Annotated in this window: 10 protein-coding genes; 4 read left to right on the top strand and 6 right to left on the bottom strand. The window is 68.9% G+C overall.

Features of this window, described 5'->3' with window-relative positions; translation table 11 throughout:
• The first annotated feature begins 9 nt into the window (after positions 1-9).
• Together AC59JP_RS10410 and AC59JP_RS10405 are read left to right on the top strand one after the other, a co-directional pair.
• Positions 10-1,866: a dipeptidyl-peptidase 5 gene (locus AC59JP_RS10410; protein ID WP_497325661.1), complete on the top strand. Its 1,857-nt coding sequence runs from the start codon at positions 10-12 to the stop codon at positions 1,864-1,866.
• A gap of 98 nt (positions 1,867-1,964) precedes the next feature.
• Positions 1,965-2,897, top strand: a complete 933-nt coding sequence (locus tag AC59JP_RS10405) for a hypothetical protein (RefSeq protein ID WP_497325660.1) — start codon at positions 1,965-1,967, stop codon at positions 2,895-2,897.
• Positions 2,898-2,966: 69 nt separating this feature from the next.
• Here the strand turns inward: AC59JP_RS10405 and AC59JP_RS10400 are convergent, their stop codons facing one another.
• Entirely contained in the window at positions 2,967-6,242 is a 3,276-nt protein-coding gene (locus AC59JP_RS10400; protein WP_497325659.1) for a (Fe-S)-binding protein, read from the bottom strand.
• Between the two features lie 434 nt (positions 6,243-6,676).
• On the opposite strand from AC59JP_RS10400, the gene AC59JP_RS10395 reads away from it, so the two are divergent.
• Positions 6,677-7,330, top strand: coding sequence for a DUF8020 domain-containing protein (locus tag AC59JP_RS10395; protein WP_497325658.1), 654 nt, complete (start codon positions 6,677-6,679; stop codon positions 7,328-7,330).
• Positions 7,331-7,725: 395 nt separating this feature from the next.
• On the opposite strand, the gene AC59JP_RS10390 is transcribed toward AC59JP_RS10395, so the two are convergent.
• The 5 genes from AC59JP_RS10390 to AC59JP_RS10370 form a co-directional block, all read right to left on the bottom strand.
• Positions 7,726-9,066 carry a S1 family peptidase gene (locus AC59JP_RS10390; RefSeq protein WP_497325657.1) on the bottom strand — a complete coding sequence of 447 codons (1,341 nt, stop codon included), beginning with the start codon at positions 9,064-9,066 and terminating at the stop codon, positions 7,726-7,728.
• Between the two features lie 106 nt (positions 9,067-9,172).
• The gene (locus AC59JP_RS10385) at positions 9,173-10,750 is read right to left on the bottom strand and encodes an Hsp70 family protein (RefSeq protein WP_497325656.1); all 1,578 of its coding nucleotides are present in this window, start codon (positions 10,748-10,750) and stop codon (positions 9,173-9,175) included.
• 71 nt (positions 10,751-10,821) lie between these two features.
• A complete protein-coding gene (locus tag AC59JP_RS10380; protein WP_497325655.1) occupies positions 10,822-11,901 on the bottom strand; it encodes a hypothetical protein in 1,080 nt (359 codons plus the stop codon).
• 5 nt (positions 11,902-11,906) lie between these two features.
• A complete protein-coding gene (locus AC59JP_RS10375) occupies positions 11,907-14,459 on the bottom strand; it encodes a helix-turn-helix transcriptional regulator (protein ID WP_497325654.1) in 2,553 nt (850 codons plus the stop codon).
• A gap of 6 nt (positions 14,460-14,465) precedes the next feature.
• On the bottom strand, positions 14,466-16,250 hold the full coding sequence (locus tag AC59JP_RS10370) for an Hsp70 family protein (protein ID WP_497325653.1): 1,785 nt from the start codon (positions 16,248-16,250) through the stop codon (positions 14,466-14,468).
• 287 nt (positions 16,251-16,537) lie between these two features.
• Here AC59JP_RS10370 and AC59JP_RS10365 point away from each other — a divergent pair, with 287 nt between their 5' ends.
• Positions 16,538-21,580, top strand: a complete 5,043-nt coding sequence (locus AC59JP_RS10365; RefSeq protein ID WP_497325652.1) for an IniB N-terminal domain-containing protein — start codon at positions 16,538-16,540, stop codon at positions 21,578-21,580.
• Positions 21,581-21,655: the final 75 nt, after the last annotated feature.

The following is a 21,655-nucleotide window of genomic DNA, read 5'->3' as shown; positions in this document are numbered from 1 at the left end:
TCTCGCCGTGTGACCACTGCGCCCTACGGAACCTGGACATCACCGATCACCGCCGCCGACCTCGCATCCAGCGGACACCCCGTGTTCGGCGCGCGGTTCGTCGGTGACGAGGTGTGGTGGGCGGAATCGCGTCCGACCGAAGGTGGCCGAACCGCCATCAGACGCCCCGGTCCCGTCGACGTGCTGCCGCCGCCGTGGGACGCGCGCACCCGCGTTCACGAATACGGCGGTGGGTCCTGGACCGTCACCGACGACGGTCGCCTGGTGTTCAGCGAGTTCTCTGATCAGCGCGTGTACGTGGTGAACGACGGAGTTCCGACGCCTCTGACGCCCGACACCGGCCGCCGGGTGCGCTACGGCGACTTGTCGACGCGAGGCGACGAAATCTGGTGCGTACGTGAGGCTGTGAGCCTCAACGGTCGGATTCGTCGTGACATTTGTGTCATTCCGACGGACGGTTCACCGGCGCGGTCGGTGGTCTCCGGATCCCGCTTTCTGGCCTACCCTCGCGTTTCTCCCGACGGCCGACGCCTCGCCTGGATCGCCTGGGACCACCCGCAGATGCCCTGGGACGGAACCGAACTGCGGTGCGCCCCCCTCGGTACAGACAGTGCTGCCGGCGATTGGACAGTACTCACCGGAGGCGTCGAGGAGTCCTTGCTCCAGCCGGACTGGATCGACGACGACCACCTGTACGCCATCAGCGACACCAGCGGGTGGTGGAACCTCTACCGCTACGAGGTCGACGGTGGGCATCGCACCCCGGTCGGGATCGTCGATGCCGACATCGGTGCACCGTTGTGGCAGTTAGGATCTCGCTGGTACGCACCGGCCGGCGAGCGGCTGCTCACCGTCCGAACACTCGGCACCGACACTCTCGCGTTTCTCGATCCCGCCACCGGCGAGTTCACCGACGTCGATCTCGGCGGACACACCAGCATCGATCTGCTCGAGGTGGACGGCACGCGCGTCCTGCTGCGGACCGGCGGCGCTGCGATACCGTCGGGCATTCGAGTTCTCGACCTGCCGACGATGGAACTCACCGAGATCAGGATTGCTCTCGACGAGGTTCCGGACGTCGCGTATCTGCCTGTGGCGCAACAGATGACGTTTCAGGGACCGCATCGGGAGGTGCACACCGTCGTCTACCCGCCCCGCAACCCCGAGTTCACCGGGCCGGACGGGACGCTGCCACCGTTCATCGCGTTCGTACACGGTGGACCGACCGCCCATGTAGCGCCGCGACTCGACGCCGTGCACGCGTTCTTCACCTCCCGCGGATACGGGGTCGTGGACGTCAACTACGGAGGGTCCAGCGGTTACGGGCGGGAGTACCGCAATCGCCTGCGCGGGCAGTGGGGAGTCGTCGACGTCGAGGACACGGTGGCCGCCGTTCGCGGTCTGGCCGAACAAGGCGTGGCCGACGGTTCTCGACTCGCTGTCGAAGGAGGCTCGGCAGGCGGATGGACCGTACTCGCCGCGCTCACGTCGTCCGACGTGTTCGCCTGCGGTGCTTCGTATTACGGGGTTGCCGAACTGGAGAAGTTCGTCGAGGAGACCCACGATTTCGAATCGCGATACATCGACGGATTGATCGGACCCGTTCCCGAAGCGGCAGAGCTGTACCGAAGTCGGGCGCCACTGAACAACGTGGACGGCCTCAGCTGCCCGGTCCTACTTCTGCAGGGGCTGGACGATCCCATCGTTCCCCCTGCGCAGGCCGAGCGATTCCGCGACGCACTGGTGAAGAAGGGCATCCCGCACCGATACATCGCGTACCCCGGTGAGGCCCACGGTTTTCGGCGGGTCGAGACCATCATCGATGCACGCGAATCGGAACTGGCGTTCTACAACCAATACCTTTGACAGGAGCTTGCCAGGAGTTTTTCAGGAGCACCGAAAGCCCGAGTTGTGGAATGTCTTGGTACGGGCGCACCGACGGCGCTCGACCAAGGAGATCCGCCATGCGACACATACTCGGTTTCTTGATCGGCTCCGACGCCCTCACGGTCGCCACCTACCGATCCTCCGACTCCTCCGTGCCCTCCATCGACGCGTCGACGTCGCTGACCGTCATCCCCGTGGGTGACGACCCCAGGCTCGGGCACCGCGGGCGGTCCATCAGCTCGCGCGACGCCGCAGGAGCTATCGCCGCGCTGGCAACCGACCGGGCGCGACACTACGACCACATCGTGGCCGTCCACCCCACGCGGTGGCCGCGTCGCGCCCTCGTCGAGGCCTTGTCCGACGCAGGAGTGCCGGGAAAGCCCACCGTGATCTCGCGTGCAGAAGCGGCGGACGTGTGGTTGCGCCGCAGTGGGCAGATCGACGGGCCGACGGTGATCGTGGACATCGATTTCGCCGGCACCGTGGTGTCGGCGGGCGGATCCAACGCCGAGCTGGGCGCAGACGAGTTCGGGGCAGCGTGTGCGGATCGCCTGTTGCTCGACCATCTTGTCTCCGAAGTGCGCCGCGTCGACCCGAGTTACGACCCCAACTGGTGCGCGCTACGCGACCTCACGGTCTCCTGCGTCCGCGCGCGGCATCGTTTGACGGTCAGCACGTCCACGGTGGTCGGCGTCTGTCCCGGTCATCAGGTGCGTGTGACCCGTGACGAGTACGAGGACCTCATCGCCGGCGACGTGAACCGCATGGCGTCGCGCGTCGCAGCCTCGGTGGCGGGGCTCGACACTCGGCCCGAACGAATCATGGTGCACGGTAACGCCGCGACGATCCCGTCGGTCACATCGATCATGGCCATCACGACGCGCACTCCCGTTCTGGTCGCGGCCCAGCCGGCTGATGTGGTCGCGAAAGGGGCCGTCGCACTTGCCTGTTCGGTTCCGTTCGCGCCGGTGGCGAAGCGGTCGTGGTGGGCGAGTTTGGTGGGGGCGTAGCGGGTAGGGCCGCAGAAAGCAGAACACCCCCGCCGGTGAACCGGCAGGGGTGTTGAGCAGTAGCTGTGTCTAGTTTCGCTTGCCCGGTGCTTTCGCGCCCGACTTGAAGCCGAGCCCGCCTGCCTTGGGCTTCGGGGGAGCGGGGGAGTCCGCCTTCGCCGGTTCGGCAGCCGCCGAGCCGTTGGACTCGGCCCCGTTGGACTCGGCGCCTGCGGCTGCGGCTCCGTTGGACTCAGGCTCCGGGCTGCTCGTGTCAGTAGCAGGAGCTTCGTCAGCCTTGGCCGGCTCGGCCGGGGCTATGGGCGCGGCAGCACCCGGAGCCTTGGCGCCCGGCTTCTTGAACCCGGACTTGACCGCGAGGCCCTTGGCCTTGACCGTGGGCTTGACCTCGGACGCAGCGACCTCGGATGCAGGGGCCTCGGTCGTAGCGGACTCAGCCGAGGGAGCCTCAGGTGCAGGAGCCTTCTCTGCAGGTGCCTCAGACGTAGGAGCTTCCGCAGCAGGCTCGGTCGAAGCCGCAGGCTTACCCGGTGCCTTCGCGCCCGGCTTCTTGAAGCCCGACTTCACCGCCAGGCCCTTGGGCTTGACGGTGGGGGTGACCTCGGTGGCGTCAGACTGTGCAGAAGCCGTCGAGGCAGAAGCCGTCGAAGGAGCATTCGACGCCGAAGCCTCCGACGACGGTGCCTCAGCGGCGTCCGAAGCCGGAGCAGCAGCGGGCTTTGCGCCCGGAGCCTTGCCCTTGACCTGCAATCCCTTGGCGCCCGGAGCTTTTGCGCCGCCGGCCATCTTGAGTCCGCCGGCCTTCGGTGCCGGAGTATCGGTCGGTGCCTCGGCCCCGGTGGACGCCGTGGCCTCCGCGGGGGCAGCCTTCGCGCCCGGTGCCTTCGCGCCGGGAGCCTTGGCGAGCCCCTTCATCTTCAGACCCTTGGCAGGCGCCGCCTTGGCGACGTCTGCCGACGAGTCGGCCGGCTCCTCGACGGGAGCGACACGGCTTGCCTCACGCTCGGCGGCCTTGTCCTCCGTGGCGACAGACGCCGTCGCGGTGTTGCCCACGGGCTCTTCCGCGTCGACTGTCGTCACCGTGCTGTCCGCGGCCGGCTTCTCGCGCGGGATCACCTTGATGTTCTGTCCGAGCTGGGCGGCGTCGACACGCGAGATCGACCCCAGAAGCAGCTGCGAGACGTCGATGACCTCGACCGCGTCCGGAGCGTCGGCTTCTTGTCGAGCCGTGACGCCGTCGCTGAGCATCACGCGGCAGAAGGGGCAGCCGGTCGCAATCTTCTTCGGCGACGTGGACAGTGCCTCGTCGACGCGGTCGATGTTGATCCGCTTGCCGATCTTCTCTTCCATCCACATGCGAGCGCCACCGGCACCACAGCACATGGATCGCTCGCCGTGACGCGGCATTTCCTTGAGGTTGGAGCCCGACGCGGCCATGAGTTCACGCGGAGCGTCGTACACCTTGTTGTGGCGGCCGAGGAAGCACGGATCGTGGTACGTGACGTCTTCCTGCACGGACGCAACGGGAATCAGCTTCTTCGCCCGCACGAGACGGTTCAACAGCTGGGTGTGGTGAACAACTTCGTAGCGGCCGCCGACCTGTGGGTACTCGTTGCCCAGTGCGTTGAAGCAGTGGGCACAGGTCACGACGATCTTGCGCTTGTTCTCGGGCGTGCCCTCGAACACGGCGTTCAGGGTCTCGACGTTCTGCATCGCCAGTTGCTGGAAGAGGAATTCGTTGCCGGCGCGGCGAGCGGAGTCACCGGTGCAGGTTTCCTCGGCGCCGAGAACCATGAACTTCACACCTGCAGTGGCCAACAATTCGGCGACTGCTTTCGTGGTCCGCTTCGCGCGATCCTCGTACGCACCCGCGCAGCCGACCCAGAAGAGGTACTCGTAGTCCTCGAAGCTGTCGGCGTCCTGTCCGAAGACCGGAATGTCGAACTCCATCTCGTTGATCCAGTTGAGACGGTCCTTGGCGTTCTGGCCCCACGGGTTGCCCTTGTTCTCGAGGTTCTTGAACAGGCCGGCGAGCTCGGACGGGAACTCCGACTCGATCAGAACCTGGTAGCGACGCATGTCGAGAATGTGGTCGACGTGCTCGATGTCGACGGGGCACTGCTCGACGCACGCACCGCAGTTGGTGCAGCTCCACAGAACTTCGGGATCGATGATGCCGCCGAGACCTTCGAGCGTGGTCTCACCGACGAGCTGACGCTCGGCTTCGTCACGGGCGGCTTGAGAGATCTTGGCGAGCTTGGCTTCGTCCGGCTTGCCGTCGGTGTCGACGAGTCCGATCTCGTCGCCCGCCATGTCCTTACGACCACCGGCCAGAAGGTACGGCGCCTTGGCGTTCGCGTGGTCGCGCAGTGAGGTGATGAGGAGCTTGGGGGACAACGGTTTTCCGGTGTTCCACGCGGGGCACTGCGACTGGCAGCGGCCGCACTCGGTGCACGTGGTGAAGTCGAGCCAGCCCTTCCAGGAGAAGTCCTCGATCTTGCCGGCGCCGAAGGCGTCGACGTCGGGGTCGGCGTCCTCCATCACGAGGACCTTGCCGCCGGACATCATCGGCTTGGCTGCGCCCAGGGCGACGCCGCCGTCGGCCTCACGCTTGAAGTAGATGTTGAAGAACGCGCTGAACCGGTGCCAGGCGACGCCCCACGTGATGTTGCGCCCGACGATCAGCAGCCACACCATGCCGGACATGAGCTTGATGAAGGCGAAGATCGACACCATGGTGACGCTGGCGGGGAGCAGCTTCGCCAGGTTCATGGTGAAGAAGTCGGTCCACGGGTTCGAGTGGCCGTAGGTCGCGATCTTCCCGGCCTTCACGAAGATCATGCCCAGACCCTCGAGCAGAACGACGAACTCGACGAAGTACGCGGCGCGGAAGTTGGAACCACTGAACCGCGAGAGGCGCTCCGGGTTGCGCGGATGGTTCCGCTGACGGATGACCATCAAGGTCACGATGCCTACGACGGTGCCGATGCCGAGGATCTCGTCCATCAGGTGGTAGATCGCCCAATCGCCGAAGATCGGCCAGTGGAACTCTGGGTTGAACGTCTGGCCGTACGCCTCGAACCACAGGATCGCGCCGAGCATGAAGCCGACCATGACGAGCCAGTGAGCCCAGCCGACGCTGCGGAACTTGTTCATGCGCGTGTGCGCAGCGAACTCGATGCACATCTGCTTGAAGCGCGGCACGAACGGACCCATGCGGGTGCGGTCGGGTTGACCCAACGCAATGCTCCGCAGGATCGTGACTACTCCGCGGAAGAAGTACGCCCAGCACACGAGGCTCAGCAGGGCACCGAACGTGCCCAACGAGATCGTCAGCGCATTCATGTGGTCGCCTTTCGTTCTGGCGACGGGCGTCGCCTGGGGTCGGCCTCGAGTGGTCGAAAGCCAACCAAAGTTACCGACCAGTAACAAACGGACGATTACTCATCAGTAACATAACACTCGACGGACGTGCTGCCCAGGTCGGACGACGGAATCAAGCGAACCGAACCGGGCAATGTGCACACGGTATGTGGTGGGTACGACACACCCTCAGTGCAGGTATTCCTAACTTCACGGAACGCCGGCCGACAGAACAGCGCGCGTGGTCGGTCTTTGCTGCTATCGTTCGCCAGACTCGAGACCTCTCGAAACGGACGCGGATACCGATTCCACATCCAATACGAGCATGTGTTTCGGATCGAAACCTCCGTGTTGTTAGTACGTGACCGCACCGATACTGTGTCTGCAGAGTCGGGACGGCTTGCACAAACGAAGAAATGAGAAACACCCGAATGAATCTGCGGCGACTCGTTGCGACCTCTGCCCTGGTGATTGCCTCCCTGGGCGTCTACACGGGAACTGCTTATGCAGACCCGACACCGCCCGCGGCCACCGACGGCCCGAGCAACATCAACTACAGCACCAAGGTCGAGGGTGCAGGCGTTGTCACCACCGTTGACGCGGGCATCTTCAAGGTGGCCGACGACGGCAAGTCGGTCGAGCTCCTCGACAACAAGGACAACACGGTTCTCGTTCTCCCGGTGTCGCTCAACCTGAACGGTATCGAGTTCCCGTTCGAGACCACGATCACCAACGAGGGACGCACCGTCACGCTGTTCCCCAACATGGCAGCGCCGTCCATCGCGCCGGCCGAGACCAAGGTTGCGTCGCCTGACGAGAACCTCAAGGCGCAGCAGGCGTTCACCTCGCAGCTCGGCTTGGCCACTGCGATCGGTGGACTGACCGGAACGATCATCGGCGCAGTTGTCGGCGGAGTCGTCTTCCCCGGCGTCGGACTGGTGACCGGTGCAGGCGTCGGTGGCGTGCTCGGCACGATCATCGCCGGAGGCCCGACGCTCGTCATCGCCGGCATCGACTACCTCAACACCCTGAACGCAGCACCCGGCACCACCCAGTGGGCCACCAAATAACACGCTCCACCCGAACCAACGAAGCCGCCACCGAACTCGTTCGGTGGCGGCTTCGTTCGTCTGTGAGAAGTGCTGTGCCGGCACAGAAGAAAGCCCCGACCCATCGTGAATGGATCGGGGCTTTCTTCGGCTTCACGTCAGGAGTAGCCGAGAAGCTTTCCGGCGTTCAGACCGATGTTCCACGAGTACTGGAAGATGGTCCAACTCAAGTCGAACAACGATGAGCCCATTGCGAATCTCCTAGGTACGTAGGGTTCCGACGTCACGTATCGAAACCCGATCGATGAGAGGTTTCAGGCGGCAAAAACAAACCGATCGTCCACCTCGTACGCGGAACCTTACCCGACAACGGTGGGCTGTGTCCGGTTCACGAGCCCGGCTCCCGACGGTGAATCTCAGGCCGGCGACAACGCCGTTCGGACCGTCGCACCCGTGGCGTCCACGACTCGCTGCACTGGAATTCCGAGACTTGCGGTTCCGCCGTACTGCGCGAGTGCGAGATTGGCTTCCGAGCAGCTCGGGGCGCCACCGCTGTTGGAGCCACTGGTGATTCCCAAAGCCAGTGTCCCCGAGACGATCGCGCCGCCGCTGTCTCCGGACAGTGTGCACGCAGTGCTGGCGAAGCCGTCGATGGTGCGTGACGTCCCGTCTTCCATCAAGAGCTGAGTCTCGACGCGGTCGGCGACGACGACGCCGCACGTGAACGACGACGACTGGCCCGACTTGCAGACCGGCGCGCCCACAACGGGTTCCGCGGTTCCGGTGATGGTCAGCGCCCCGCCGTTCGCGCCGCGCACCGTCGGCCGGTCGAGACCGGCGGCCACGCCGGCGTCGTTCAGCGAGATGGACGCGTAGTCCAAACCGTCTGCAGCGCCGACGCTGGAGCCGTCGAATGTGCCGACGGGCCGGCTCTTGCGAACGTCGCCGTAGTCGGGCAGGAACACGCTGGCACCGCCGGCGCCGGTGCTGTTGTTCGGATTGCAGTGTCCGGCAGTCAAATTGACAGGTCGACCTGCTGCGTCCTCGGCGTTGAACCCGAAGGAGCACACGCCGATGTCTTCGAGCGCCGCGGATTCGATGGGCGAATTGGTCGTGACGTAGGTGTCGCCTCCCATCGCTCCGCTGGCGTTGGGCGTGGACGGAACCGGCGCGAGTACGACCTGCAGGTTGGCGATCAGCGTCGGCAGGTTGAGCACGCGACCGATCTCGGTGTTGGCGACGTCGACCACCACGCGATTGTTCAGGAAATCGATTCCGGCGGAATTGATTTGAGACGAGATCTCGCGAGGCAGAGCCGATGCCCAGCGGTTGAACTGGTCGAGGCTGGCTTCGAGTCCGTCCGCGGACACAGGCGCCTGGCGCGCTCGATAACCGTCGCGGGCCACCTCGCGGGCGGCTTCGTCGGTGGTCACGGCAACGACCGGCACACCGTCGTCGCCGATCCATGCGCCGGCGTAGTCGGAGGGGTGCTGAGAGCGGAAGTCGTCGGCGTAATTACGCAGACGCTGTGCGTCGGAGGCGCGCTGCAGATATTGCTGCGGGGAAATCTTCAGATCGCGAGAGATGGCATCGACCAGCTCGCCCGGCAATTGGTCCGCGGACAACTGCGGAACTTCCGCCGGCGCGGCCGACGCCGGAGCGGCGAACAGGCCGAGCGAGATCAGCGATGCCCCTCCGAGTGCCGCTGCGCGTAGTCGAAACATTCCTGCGGAGCGTGCGGCCCCCGTGTAGCGCATAAAAACCCTTCGTTGCTGTACATCTATGACGCTGGTCAATCGTTCCCGACGATCGAGCATAGGGCATCGGCTGCGCTGGAAAATGCGTTGCGCAAATCGCCGGAGCTCAGCCCCCTGCGGTCGTGGTGGTGGTGGATGTGGTGGTCGTGGTGGTGGGCGCGCTTTTCGTTGTCGTGGTGACGGTGGTCGTGGTGGTCACGGCGGTGGTTGTCGTGACAGCGGGCGGCGGTGTGGTGGTGACGACGGTCTCCGGTGGTGGGGGCGGCAAGGGCGGCGGCGGCTCGAAAGTATCCGAGGTGCTCTCGTAGTACGTCTCGTCGTCGCTCGGCTCGACGGTCACCGGGACGGTCGTCGGCGGAGGCGCCACGGAGGTGGGAGTCACCGTGGTCGTCGGTCGCGCGGTCGTCGTCGTCACGTCGGGGACGTACACCTGATCGGAGGTGGTCGGGCCGGTGTCCTTCGACGACGTGTAGCCCAGGGCTGCCGCGGTTCCGCCGACGGCGAGCAGACCGAACGCGACCGCAGCAACGGCGGTGGCCCGTTTCGACGGGCGGGTGCGGCGGTACGGGCCGGTCCCGGCCGGACCTCCCGGCGCCACGGCCGAGAACGCCTCGCTCACGGGTAGTGCGGGGCCGATGGGCACGATGGCGACGGTGTCGGCGTCGGGGTCGTCGTCGACCCAGTCCGGCTCGACGACGGTGAGGGCGGCCCCGTGGGCCGCGGCGTACTGCTCGACGACGACGGTCGGACCGAAGTCGGCGAAGGCGGCCGACAGCGAGGCGAGTGCTGCGCTGCCGCCGACCAGGATCACGGCGTCGAGCACGGAGCGGTCCAGGCCGTGGGCGAGCAGGCAGTCGTCGACCAGGCCCGGCACAGTGTCGACGGACCGGGCGATCAGCGATTCGAATGTCGTTTTGGCGACGGGAACGTCCATCGTGATGCCGGGCAGTTCCACGGCCACGGAGGTCGCGATCAGAGTCGACAGTTCGATCTTCGCGACTTCGCAGCGCCGGCGTAGTTCGAGCAGGGCGACGCGGGTCGGTGGGTCGTCGACGTCGACCTCGTGACCGTGGTCGGCGACGATTCCCAACACGTGGACCAGCAGCGCCTGCGTGAAACCGTCTCCGCTCGGTGACGAGACCCGCAGGTGTGTGTCGCCGACGGCAGGGGTGCCGAGGAGCGTGACGGTCGTTCCGTCGACTCCGACGTCCACCGCGGCGGCGGCCTCGGCCGACTCCGACGCCGCCGCGGTGGCCCACCAGGTGGAGACGGCAGCGATCTCGGGTACGAAAACGGCGCGGCCGAGACCGACCGACTCGAACGAGTCGGCGAGCGCGCGGAGATCGGCGTCGTCCCAGGCGGGCGGCGCGGCAACGGTGATGGTGGGGGCGTCCTGCAGGTCGTAGAGCGCGGTGACTGTGTCGATCAGCCCGAACGCGACGTTCGCGACGAGGTCCTCAGCGAAGTAGGAATTCCCGTCGGGTAGGAGAACACCGTTGGGATCGCCCACCCGCGAGACGAAGCCGCGAACGGCGGTGGCGTCGTCGCCGAGGGTGACGGTGCCGTCCTCACGCAACACCAGCGCAGTGGGACTGGTGAACACCACGTCCTCGGCGTCGTCCCGCGTTCGGCATACGACGACCGAGGTGGCGTTGCCGATCGAGAGCCCGAGACGAGCTACCACAGCAACGATCACCCCCTGGTGAAGCGGACATCAACTCGTCACGCTACCGCCACGGCGGGTGCGGGGGGCGGCTACGGAGTTTGCGCGCACCCCAGAGGGAAGCACGGCGGGAAGCTGACGCCGGGGCGGCGAGTGGTCGTGACCGGCGCCTCGGACGTCTCCGGATCTTGGCTCACCGTGGGCTGCGTCGGTGGTTCGAACGTCGGAACGTCCGGCTCGTCGACCACGACGGGGCCGGGTTCCGGCGGGGGCGGGGGCGGCAGCTGCGTCGGCTCGGGTGTGTAGACGGGGGCCGGTGAGGTGGCTGCGGTGGTGGGGAAGTTGACCGGCCCGGCGGACGGTGGCGGCGTCGGGTCTGCAGCAGGGGTGCTGCTCGCGGTGTCCGCGCTCTCGATGACCGGAACGGGTGTGTCGGGCGTGTTCGATTGCGAGACCACGCCGATGATTCCGGCAGTCAACAGCAAGCCGGAGAGTGCGACAGCTCCGACGAGAAACGCGGTACGACGGCGGGCGCCGGATGATCGCGTCGGCGTTTCCTCGGTGGGCGCGACCAGCGGCACGGCGGCGTACGCGGCGACGGTCGGCGCCTCCGCCGCTCCCGCGCTGAACGAGTCCGTCATCGGGTCGGCCGACGCCGCGTCGGCGGCGACGAGAGCTGCTCCGGCCGCAGCCGCGACCGACGGGTCGGCATCGGGAACGCTCGACCGCAGGCTGGGCGAATCGGGAGTGAGGGACACGGCCGACAGTCCGATGAAGTCCATCGCCTCGCGCAGAAGCTCGGCCTGCTCGGACGTCCACCCGGTGGGGTAGGCGGCGACCGCGGTGGGTACGTCCCCGTCGGGTCCCGCGAGGTCTCTCAACAGCAGGAACAACGTGGTGGCGACCAGATCCTCGGCGCGCATCGCGACACCCTGCGCGGACGTGACTCCGCTGGGGTCGCCTACTTTGTCGACGAAGTCACGGGTCGAATCCAGGCCCGACTCGGTGGGCTCGCCGAGCGAGGACTGTCCGTCGGCACCGAGGGCGAGAATCGTGGGAACCGTGACGGCGTCTCCCACCGGTTCTCGGGTGGAGGCGTCGATCAGGACTGCCGTCGACGTGGTGTTCGTGACGTGGAGGCCTGCTGCGCGAGCCGGCTGCGGAGAAGTCATGGCGGTCAATCCAGTTGCTTGGTGGGAAGCGGTGCGTTCTCGGACGGCGAGTAGCCCGCTGCGCGAAGCATAGACAACATCTCGGACCGAGAACCAGCCCCGAGTCGGCGCCTGATGCGAGCAACATGATGTTCGACGGTTTTGGCGGAGATATACAACCGCGAACCGATTTCCTTGTACGTGAGGCCGAGGACGAGTGCGCCGGCCACTTCGGCTTCGCGTTCGGTGAGCGGGCCGGTGGATGCGGGGACGGTGTCGTCGCGGTCGGTCGGCGCAGGGGAGGGGTTCCCCACCTGCCGCGCCGTCTGGAGCAGTGTCGTCGCCGACCGCGTGTCCCGTACGCGGAGCGCCGCCTCGCTGGCCAGGCGGGCTCCGTCCCAGGACAACCCGAGACCTTCGAGGGTGCGTGCCGACGCCTCGACCTCCGCGGCGTCCGGCTCACCCTGGAGAACGCGCAGCCAGGCACGGCCCGCTGCTGCGAGTCCGGCCGCGTAGCCGCTCGACTGTGCGGCTACACCCAGCGCACGTGCATGTGGCAGCAGCGCGGACGGATCTTCCGACAAGATGGCTGCCTGGACGCCGTACCAGTTCCAGGTCGACGACCAGACGACCGGTTCACCGAGATCGGCGAGCAATGCCCGAGCGCGGTCGACGAGATGCGCGACACGCGCTGCATCATCGAGACGTACTGCGGCGAGCCATAATTCGCCGAGCGGAAGCAGGGAGAACAGGTCGACCTCGACCTCCGCGACCACGTGCTGAGCGTCGCGCCAGGCGGCGAGCAGAGCGCCGGCGTCGCCTCGTCTTCTGGCCAGTCCGACGCGTATTGCGCTGCTCAGCAACGCTTCTCGATGAGGCAGCGCGCACGTGGTCACTGCGGACACCTCGGTGAACGCGCCGGCGAGGTCCCCGGTGATCATCGTGGTCCACGCCAGCAGCAGCCGGAAGCGGTTCGCGTCCGACGATCCAGCCGGTTCGGCGTCGAGTGCGCGCACGAGAATGGAGCGGGCGCCGGCAAGGTCGCCGGTGTGCAGGCATACCAGCGCGGCCGCCGCTGCAGCCGAATCCGGTTCGGCTCGTGCGGTGTGGCCCGTCCCGGTCATCGATGCGGACCGCAGGAGTGATCCGACGGCGACGGTGGCCGATCCCGTCAACGACTCGGCAACACCGCGGGCGAACAACTGCCCGCGGGCGTTCGCCACGGTCGGCGCGCACTGCGCGGCGGCAGCGAGGAATGCATCGGCCCCCGCTCGATCGCCTCCCCCCAGCAACACCACTGCGGCCAGGGCGGCGTCCGATCCGACACGGTCGACGCCCAGCCAGCGGTAAAGTTCCATTGCGCGCGAGTAGGTTCCGCGCTGCGCGGCGACGACCGCGGCGATGCGCACGGCGCCGCGCAGTGCCTCGTGATCGGATCCTGCGGACCCCATCACCGAGTCGGCCAGTCGTGCGGCGGTGTCGAGGTCGCCGGCCATCACGCTCGAGTCCGCGTAGGGGAGGGCGATGGACTGCGTCGTTGCTCCGGCCGCGATCGCGGCGTCCCACAGGTCCCGTGCTGCCTCGGGCGCGGCGGCGAGAGCGAACGCCTTCAGCGCCTCGGCCAGCCGCGGATCCTTGGTCCCCGATCGTGCTGCGGCGCACGCCGTGTCGGCCTGGAGGACCCCACGGTCGAGTTGCACGCCGACGACCCGGCGATGGACCGCGGTGACGGCATGATCGCCCACGACGCTGCGCAGAGCACGGTCGGCGGACTCGACGAACGCGTCCGACTTCACCAGCAAGCCGGTTCCGCGGGCGCCGTCCACCGCGAGAACGGCCTCCTCGCGCGTGATCGTCGTGTCGGACACGTCGACGACCGTGTCCGGATCCGGCGACACTCCGAGCGCGGCTATCGCGAGAACGGTGCTGACGAGGGGATCGCACCGGCTGATCAGCACATGGAAGTAGGCGGCGACCCCGCGCGCGATCAGCGCGTCCGTGTCGGCGTCGTCGTCGGAATACAGTTCGGACAGAGCCGAATCCACGGCGGCTCGGATGCCGCCACTCGCGCGCACGATGCGTCCCGCCAATGACGGCGACACGGGACCCCGCTGCTGCGAGGTGCGTCCTGCGATGCTGCTGCGTTCGAGAACGGCACCGCGATCGAGCAGCGGTAGCTCCACGATCGGGCTGTCGGCGCTCAGTACGGCGGCGAGCTCGTGCAGGTCGCGGTCGTGAAGGCGGGGCTCCGCGGTGACGACGATCGTGACGTCGCCGCGGCGAGCGATCTCGCGCAGAGACGTGCGGGCGGCGGGATCGAGGAGGTGAGCGTCGTCGATCAGCAGGGCGGCACCCGATCGGATCGGTGTCGTGGGGTCCGAGTGAAGCGTTGTGTCGTTGCGCAGCAGTATGTCTCGGACGGTATCGAGTACCGCGCTCTTGCCGGACCCGGCCACTCCCCGCACGAATCGCAGGCGCGGGCGTGACGGCGCCTCCGCGATCTCGCGGATCAGTGCCTGCGCGGACGGAATGCCCGCGAGAGCGATCTCGGTGCGGGGGCGGGAGAGGGTGGAAGCCACGGCGGATTATCCGCCCCCGAGGATTGCTCCCGGTGCTTGCAACACCTGACCCGCGACTCCGGTGACCCCGTTCACCACGCCCGGAATGATCGGGATGTTGGGGACATTGGTCGGGATGTTCGTCGGAACCTGGAACGTGGGCGGCGTGTACGTCTGCCCACCACCGGTATTTCCGCCACCAGTGTTGCCACCGCCGGTGTCACCTCCACCCGTGGTCCCACCGCCGCCGGTGTTCCCACCGGTCGTACCCGTGTTCGGCGTCCCCGCCGCCGGTGCTCCACCCGAGTTGGGGGCGCCGGTGTTCGGTGCGCCCGTGTTCTGCGTGCCGGTCTGGGCCGTGCCCCCGGAGTTCGAGCCCGCGGAGTTCGAGCCCGCGGAGTTCGAGCCTCCGGCCGGGGCCGATCCGGGTGCGGCCGTGTCGGTTCCGCCCGGAGCGGCGGAGGTGGGTGCGCCCGCGACCGGTGCGACCGACGTCGTCGTCGGAGCAACGCTCGTGGTCGTGGCGACGGCCCCGTCGGTGGTCGGGCTGTCGTTGGAGGTCAACATCGTGCCGACGCCGAGCCCACCGGCTGCGAGGAGGGCGATGGCGGCGACGGTCCCGGCGATGATCGCGACGCGCTTGCCGCGCGACATCGGCGGCTTGTGACGAGACTTCTTGTCGGAGACCGGCAGGGAGGTGCGCAGTGCGCGCGGCGCTGCGACCGCGGGTGCTGCCGCTGCCACGGGAGCGGCCGCGATCGTGTCCAGTTCCGATCCGGCGGAACCGATTTCGCCGGCGAGCACCGCCGCGCCGGCCGCCGACGTCTGGGCCGGATCGTCGTGTGCCGTGACGGGAACGCGCAGCATCGACGAGATCAGTTCGGCGACGAGCGGAATGGACGCCCCGCCGCCGGTGAGCAGCACCCGTGTCACGTCCGACGGGTCCACGCCGCCCTGGCGCAGAGCCTCGCGGACGACGTCGAGCGACGACGTCAGCGGCTCGCGGATCATGTCCTCGAGCTCGGACCGTACGACGCGCACGTCGGTGTGGACTCCCGGAAGCTCGACCGTGACCACCGTGTCGGTGTCGGTGGACAGGGCTTCTTTCGCGGCGGCGCACCGCTCGCGCAGAACGGCGAGAGCGTCGACGGTGTCGGGATCGAACGGATCGAGGGTGCTGAGATCGGCGCCGGATGAATCCAGAACGTGTTGTAGAACAGCGTGATCGAACTGGGCGCCGCTGACGTCTTCGCTGTGGACGGATCGTCCGATCAGTGCGGAGTCCGCGCCGGTTCGCACCAGCGCGACGTCGAGCGCGGAGCCGCCGAGGTCGTAGACCACGACCGTGCCGTCGCCGTCGACACCGCGGGCGCGCTGCAGCCACGCCACGCTCGCGATGGCTTCGGGAACGTAGGTGGCGTCGGTGAGGCCGTGGTGATCCGCGGCGTCGCGGAGTGCGTCGACGGTGTAGCCCTGCCAATGGGTCGGGTAGGCAACGACTGTCGTGGTGTCGGCGCTCGCGTCCGCGGACGAGGCGAGGCACGCCAGAGTCGTGGCGTACAGCTCGTCGCCGGTGAAGGAACGACCGTCGTCGGCGACGAGTGCGACGGGGTCGCCCACTCGGCTCGCGTACCCGGTCAGCGCTCCGGTCCCGGACGCCAGAACGGGCTCGCGGCCCGGTGCGACGTCGAGGGCGGTCCGGTTGACGACGGCAGTCGAATTGCTCGACTCCGAGTAGGTTTTGTCGCCCGAAACAGCCGACACTGCAATGGAAGTGGTGGATCCGACTTTCAATCCGAGCCCTGCGGTCATAGCTTCCGACTCCCGTTTCGTGCACGTGGGCTTGTCGCCCACCCGACCTCTTCCGACGTACGTCGCGCCGCACGACGATGTTGTTACACATCACATACCAATGGCGGCCATTGTGGGGGCCATTCCCCCTGATCCCCTATCGGTTCGCCATTCCCCTATGGGGCGCTCGGGGGATCGAAAGGGGGATCGACCCCGTTGGGCCGGGGCCGCGGGATCCATAGCGTTGGTCTCACTCGCCGGCCCGTGTCGGCACCACCGCGACACACCCCTCGACACCAGGAGCTCACATGGCCACCAACGCAGTCCTCGACTTCATCCTCAGCCTTCTCCGCGACGACAAAGCCGCCGCTGCCTACTGCGCCAACCCGCAGGCGACGCTGAACGCCGCCGGTCTCGAAGACGTATGCCACGCGGACATCGTCGCGGTGGCGCCGATGGTCGCGGAGTCCGGACTGTTCGCCGGCGGCTCCCGGCTGGCCTCGATCGTCAACGCCGGTAACTACCGCGCGGGCGACATCAACATCGGCGGATTCGGTGGCGTCAATGTCGGTGCTGCAGCGGGCGGTATCGCCGTCGGAGGCGTCACCATCGGCGGTCTCGGTGGCGTCAACATCGGTGGGCTCGGTGACATCAACCTGGGTGGCATCAACTTCGGCGATCTCGACCTCGGGGGCTTGAACCTCAGCGGCCTGAACCTCCTCGACCTGGACTTCGCGAGCCAGTTCACCGCGGTCCTCGCGGCAGCACTCGGTGGTGCGCTCCAGCTCGGCGGTGAGCTCGCAGCCGAGTTCGGCGCTGCCTTCGGCGCGATCGTCGACGCGGCCCTGAGCCTGCAGGGCGCGCTCGCTGGCGTCCTCGACATCGACGGCCTGCTCGACATCGGAGCAACGGTCGCCGGCATCCTCACCGCCGGACTCGGCCTCGGCGCCGGATTCGGTGCAGAACTGTCCGCCGCCATCAACGCTGCCATCGGCGCCGTCGCCGGCCTCGACCTCGACGCGCTGCTCGGCATCGGCGGCACCCTCGAAGCGGCACTCGGCGTGGGCGGCGCCCTCGCCGCCAACGTCGGCGCATCGCTGGCCGGAGTGCTCGGCGCGGCCGTCACCGCCGGTGGTTCCCTCGGCGCCGAGCTCGCTGCCGCTCTCACCGCCGGTCTCGGAGTCGGCGGTTCCCTCGCCACCATCGTCGGCGGCGCCCTCGGTGTCTCGGGTGACCTCACGGCGACCCTGGCCGGTGCATTCGGTGCGGCGCTGGACGCCACCGGTGACCTGGCCGCCACCCTCACGGGCCTGCTCGACGCGTCCGTCGTCGCCGCGCTCGCCGGCGACCTCACCGCGTCGCTGTCCGCCGCGCTGAGCAACGCACTCGCCGCCGGCGGCGAGATCGGTGCCACCCTCGGCGCGTCGCTGGGAGCCGTTCTCGGCGCAGTGGGCGGCCTCGATCTGGCCAACACGATCGACCTCGACGGTGTCCTCGGAGTCGGCGGCACCCTCGCCGCGTCTCTCGCCGGTGTCCTCGGCCTGGGCGCCGGAGTCACCGCCCAGCTCGGAGCCGCGCTGGATGCCGCGCTCGGCGTCGTGGGCGACCTCGACCTCGCTGCCGTACTCGCAGGCGGTGCCGACATCGGTGCGACCCTCGGCGCCGCACTGAGCGGTGTCGTCGCAGCCGGCGGAACCGTCGCCGCCAACCTGGGTGCAGCCGTCGGCGCCGTCCTCGGCGGCGTCCTCTCCGCCGACCTGGGTGGACAGCTCACCGGACTCCTGGCCGGCGGACTGGACCTCGGCGCCGCGCTCGGCACCATCCTCGGTGGCGCACTCGACCTCGACGGCGTTCTGGGCCTCGGCGCCGGACTGGGCGCGGGTCTGACGACCACCCTCGCCGCCGCACTCGACGCGGCCCTCGGCGCGGGCGGACTGCTCGGCGCGGACCTCTCGGCACTGATCGGCGCGGGACTCGTCGCCCAGCTGTCCACCGCGCTCGGCGCCACGCTCGCCGCGGGTGGTCAGGTGGCCGGCGACCTCGGTGCCGCCCTCGGTGGCCTGATCGACGCCGGCGCCGGACTGAACGTCGTCGGCGACCTGTTCGCGGGCCTCGGACTCGGAGCCGGTGTCGCCGGGCAGCTCACCGCCGCCCTGCAGGCAGCTCTGGGCGGCGTGCTCGGCGTCGACGCCGGTGCCCAGCTCGCCGCAGTGCTCGCGGCGGGTGGCGCCGTCGCGGCCAACGTCGGTGCGACGCTCGGCGCCGCTCTGGGCACGGTTCTCTCGGCAGACCTCGGCGGGCAGCTCGCCGGACTTCTGGCCGGCGGCGTCGACCTCGGCGCTGCCCTCGGCACCATCCTGGGCGGGGCACTCGACCTCGGCGGGGTGCTCGACCTCGAAGGCGGACTGGCCGCCACGATCGGAACCGCCCTGGAAGCAGCTCTCGGCGCGACCGGTGGACTGGACATCGCCGCTCTGCTCGGCGGCGGCCTGGTGGCCGACATCTCCACTGCTCTCGGTGCTGCCCTCGGTGCCGGTGGCCAGGTCGCGGCCGACCTCGGGTTGGCCCTCGGCGGCGTACTCAACGCTGTGGCCGGTCTGGGCGGCGGCGTCGGCGTGGCCGGCGACCTCATGGCCGGGCTCGGACTCGGACTGGACGGCGCGATTGCCGCCCAGCTCACCGCTGCGCTCCAGGCCGCTCTGGGCGGCGTGGTCGGACTCGACGCCGGCGCTCAGCTCGGCGCCGTTCTGGCCGCGGGCGGCGCGGTTGCCGCAAACCTCGGTGCCACCCTCGGCACCGTCCTCGGAGGCGCTCTCGCCACCGACCTCGGCGCTCAGGTGGCCGGTCTGCTCGCGGGCGGTGCCGACATCGGCGCCGCACTCGGAACAGTCCTCGGCGGCGCGCTCGACCTCGACGGTGGACTCGCAGCCACCCTCGGCACCGCGCTCGAGTCGGCTCTCGGCCTGACCGGTGGACTCGATCTCGGTGCCCTGCTCGGTGCGGGCGTCGTCGCCGATCTCGGCGCAGGCCTGGTGGCGCAGCTGTCCACCACCCTCGGTGCAGTGGCCGGTGCCGGTGGCGCCGTCGCCGGTGACCTCGGTCTGGCCCTCGGTGCGCTGCTCGGCGGCGGCGCCGCAGTGGGCGGTGCGGTCGACCTGGCCGGTGACCTGGTTGCCGGACTCGGGCTCGACGCCGGTCTGGCCGCTCAGCTCGGCGCAGCTTTGGAGGCCGCCCTCGGCGGTGTCGTCGGTACGGACATCGGTGCTCAGCTCAGCGGCGTCCTCGCCGCGGGCGGTGCGGTGGCGGCCAACGTCGGCGCAGCACTCGGCACCGTGCTCGGAGCCGGCCTGACCGGCGATCTCGGCGCCCAGCTCGCGGGTCTGCTCGCCGGCGGTGTCGACGCGGGCGCCGCACTCGGAACCGTCCTCGGCGGCGTGCTCGACCTCGACGGTGTGCTCGACCTCGAAGGGGGCCTGGCCGGCACGGTCGGTGGGGCACTGGAAGCAGCCCTCGGCGCAACCGGCGGTCTGGACCTGGCGGCCCTCCTCGGCGCCGGCGTCACCACGCAGCTCGCCGCCGCACTCGGTGCGGTGGCCGGTGCCGGTGGCGGGGTCGCCGGTGACCTCGGTGTGGCCCTCGGTGCGCTGCTCGGCGGCGGCGCCGCAGTGGGCGGGGTAGTCGACCTGGCCGGTGACCTGGTTGCCGGACTCGGCCTCGACGCCGGTCTGGCCGCTCAGCTCGGCGGTGCTCTGGAAGCCGCGCTCGGCGGTGTCGTCGGCACGGACATCGGCGCTCAGCTCAGCGGCATCCTCGCCGGCGGCGGCGCTGTTGCCGCCAACCTCGGCGCGACACTCGGCACCGTGCTGGGCGGCGTCATCGCCACCGACCTCGGCGCTCAGGTCACGGGTCTCCTGGCCGGCGGCGCCGACATCGGCACCGCACTGGGAACCGTCCTCGGCGGAGCCCTCGACATCGACGGCGGCATCGCAGCCACCATCGGAACCGCACTCGACGCGGCGCTCGCCGCGGGCGGCGCAGTGGACCTCGGAACCTTGCTCGACGGCGGACTCGTCGCCGGACTCGGTGGCGGCCTGAGCGCGCAGCTGGCGACCGCACTCGGCGCCGCTCTCGGTGCCGGCGGCGCCGTCGCCGGTGATTTGGGCGGCGCTCTGGGAGCAGTCCTGGACGGCGGAGTTCTCGCCGACCTGGATCCCAGCGTCATCGTCGGCGGCGACCTCGGCGGCATCGTCGCCGGTGCCCTGGGAACCAGCCTCGGACTCGACACGGGCCTGGTCGGAAACCTCGCGGCCGCACTGAACGGTGCGGTGGCCGGCGGTGTCGACCTGACCGGAGTCACCAACCTCGAAGGTGCGCTCACCAACGTGTTGGGTGTCGGCGGAGACGCCGGACTGGACATCGGTACGGCACTCGGATCGGTGCTCGGCGTCGTCGCCGACGGTGACGGAGCGCTCGACCTGGGCACGACCCTCGGCGGCGCGCTCGGTGTCGGCGGCGAACTCACCGCAGGCATCGACACGGCCCTGGACTCCGCCATCGCGGCGGGCGGCGGGCTGGCCCTCGACCAGAACCTGGTCGGTGGCCTGACCGGAGCGCTCGACGGTTCGGCCGGACTCGGCGGCCTCGGCGCCGTCACCGGCGGACTCGACTCCGGTCTCGCGGCAGTGGGCGGCCTCGGTGCCGGGCTGGGCGCAGCGGCCGGCCTCGGCGGCGGCCTCGCAGCCGGACTCGGTGGGCTCGCGGATCTGCCGGGAACGGTCGACGGCGGCCTGAACCTGCCGGGAACGGTCGACGGCGGACTGAACCTGCCGGGCAGCATCGACGGTGGACTGAGCCTCCCCGGCTCCTTCGGCGGCGGTCTGGAGACCGGAACTCCTCTCGACGGGGATGCATCCGGAAACTTCGACCTCGGCGGCACGTTGTCCGGGACGGTCGAGCAGGCAACCGGCGTGGTCGGCGGCAGCGATCTGTCCTCCACCCTCGGCGGTGTCACCAGCGGCGGCCTGTCCGGTGCGGTGGACAACGTCACCTCGGCGGCGGGCGCGGTCGACGGCCACGCACAGGGAGCCGGCCAGGCGGCCTCGGATTCGGGACAGCAGATCGACCAGTCGGCCTCCTTGGCCGGTGGCGCGAACGGGGCGCTCGGCGCCGTCGGCAACGCCTGGTCGTCCGTCGACCCGACTGCCGCCTTCGGTGACAACGACTCGAGCGGCCTGCACGCCGGCTCGTTGACCGGTGACCTGACCGGCACGGGGGAGTCGACGGTGGATCACGAAACCGAGACCACCAGCACGTCGCATCACGTCGACCTGGGGGACCTGCTCAACCCGTAGGAGTGGAGCCTGCGGAACGACCAAGCTCCGTGGAATGTCGGTTTCCTGAGAGTGGAATCTGCACAGTTGTAACAG

It is taken from the genome of Rhodococcus sp. 320_ES (assembly GCF_059691855.1).
Note: the sequence above shows the minus strand (reverse complement) of the source record. Positions and strands in the feature narration are given on the sequence as shown.

Coding starts and splice junctions, on each gene's coding strand:
- AC59JP_RS10405 (WP_497325660.1), top strand. CDS start 1,965: ATGCGACACATACTCGGTTTCTTGATCGGCTCCGACGCCCTCACGGTC.
- AC59JP_RS10400 (WP_497325659.1), bottom strand. CDS start 6,242: ATGAATGCGCTGACGATCTCGTTGGGCACGTTCGGTGCCCTGCTGAGC.
- AC59JP_RS10395 (WP_497325658.1), top strand. CDS start 6,677: ATGAGAAACACCCGAATGAATCTGCGGCGACTCGTTGCGACCTCTGCC.
- AC59JP_RS10390 (WP_497325657.1), bottom strand. CDS start 9,066: ATGCGCTACACGGGGGCCGCACGCTCCGCAGGAATGTTTCGACTACGC.
- AC59JP_RS10380 (WP_497325655.1), bottom strand. CDS start 11,901: ATGACTTCTCCGCAGCCGGCTCGCGCAGCAGGCCTCCACGTCACGAAC.
- AC59JP_RS10370 (WP_497325653.1), bottom strand. CDS start 16,250: ATGACCGCAGGGCTCGGATTGAAAGTCGGATCCACCACTTCCATTGCA.
- AC59JP_RS10365 (WP_497325652.1), top strand. CDS start 16,538: ATGGCCACCAACGCAGTCCTCGACTTCATCCTCAGCCTTCTCCGCGAC.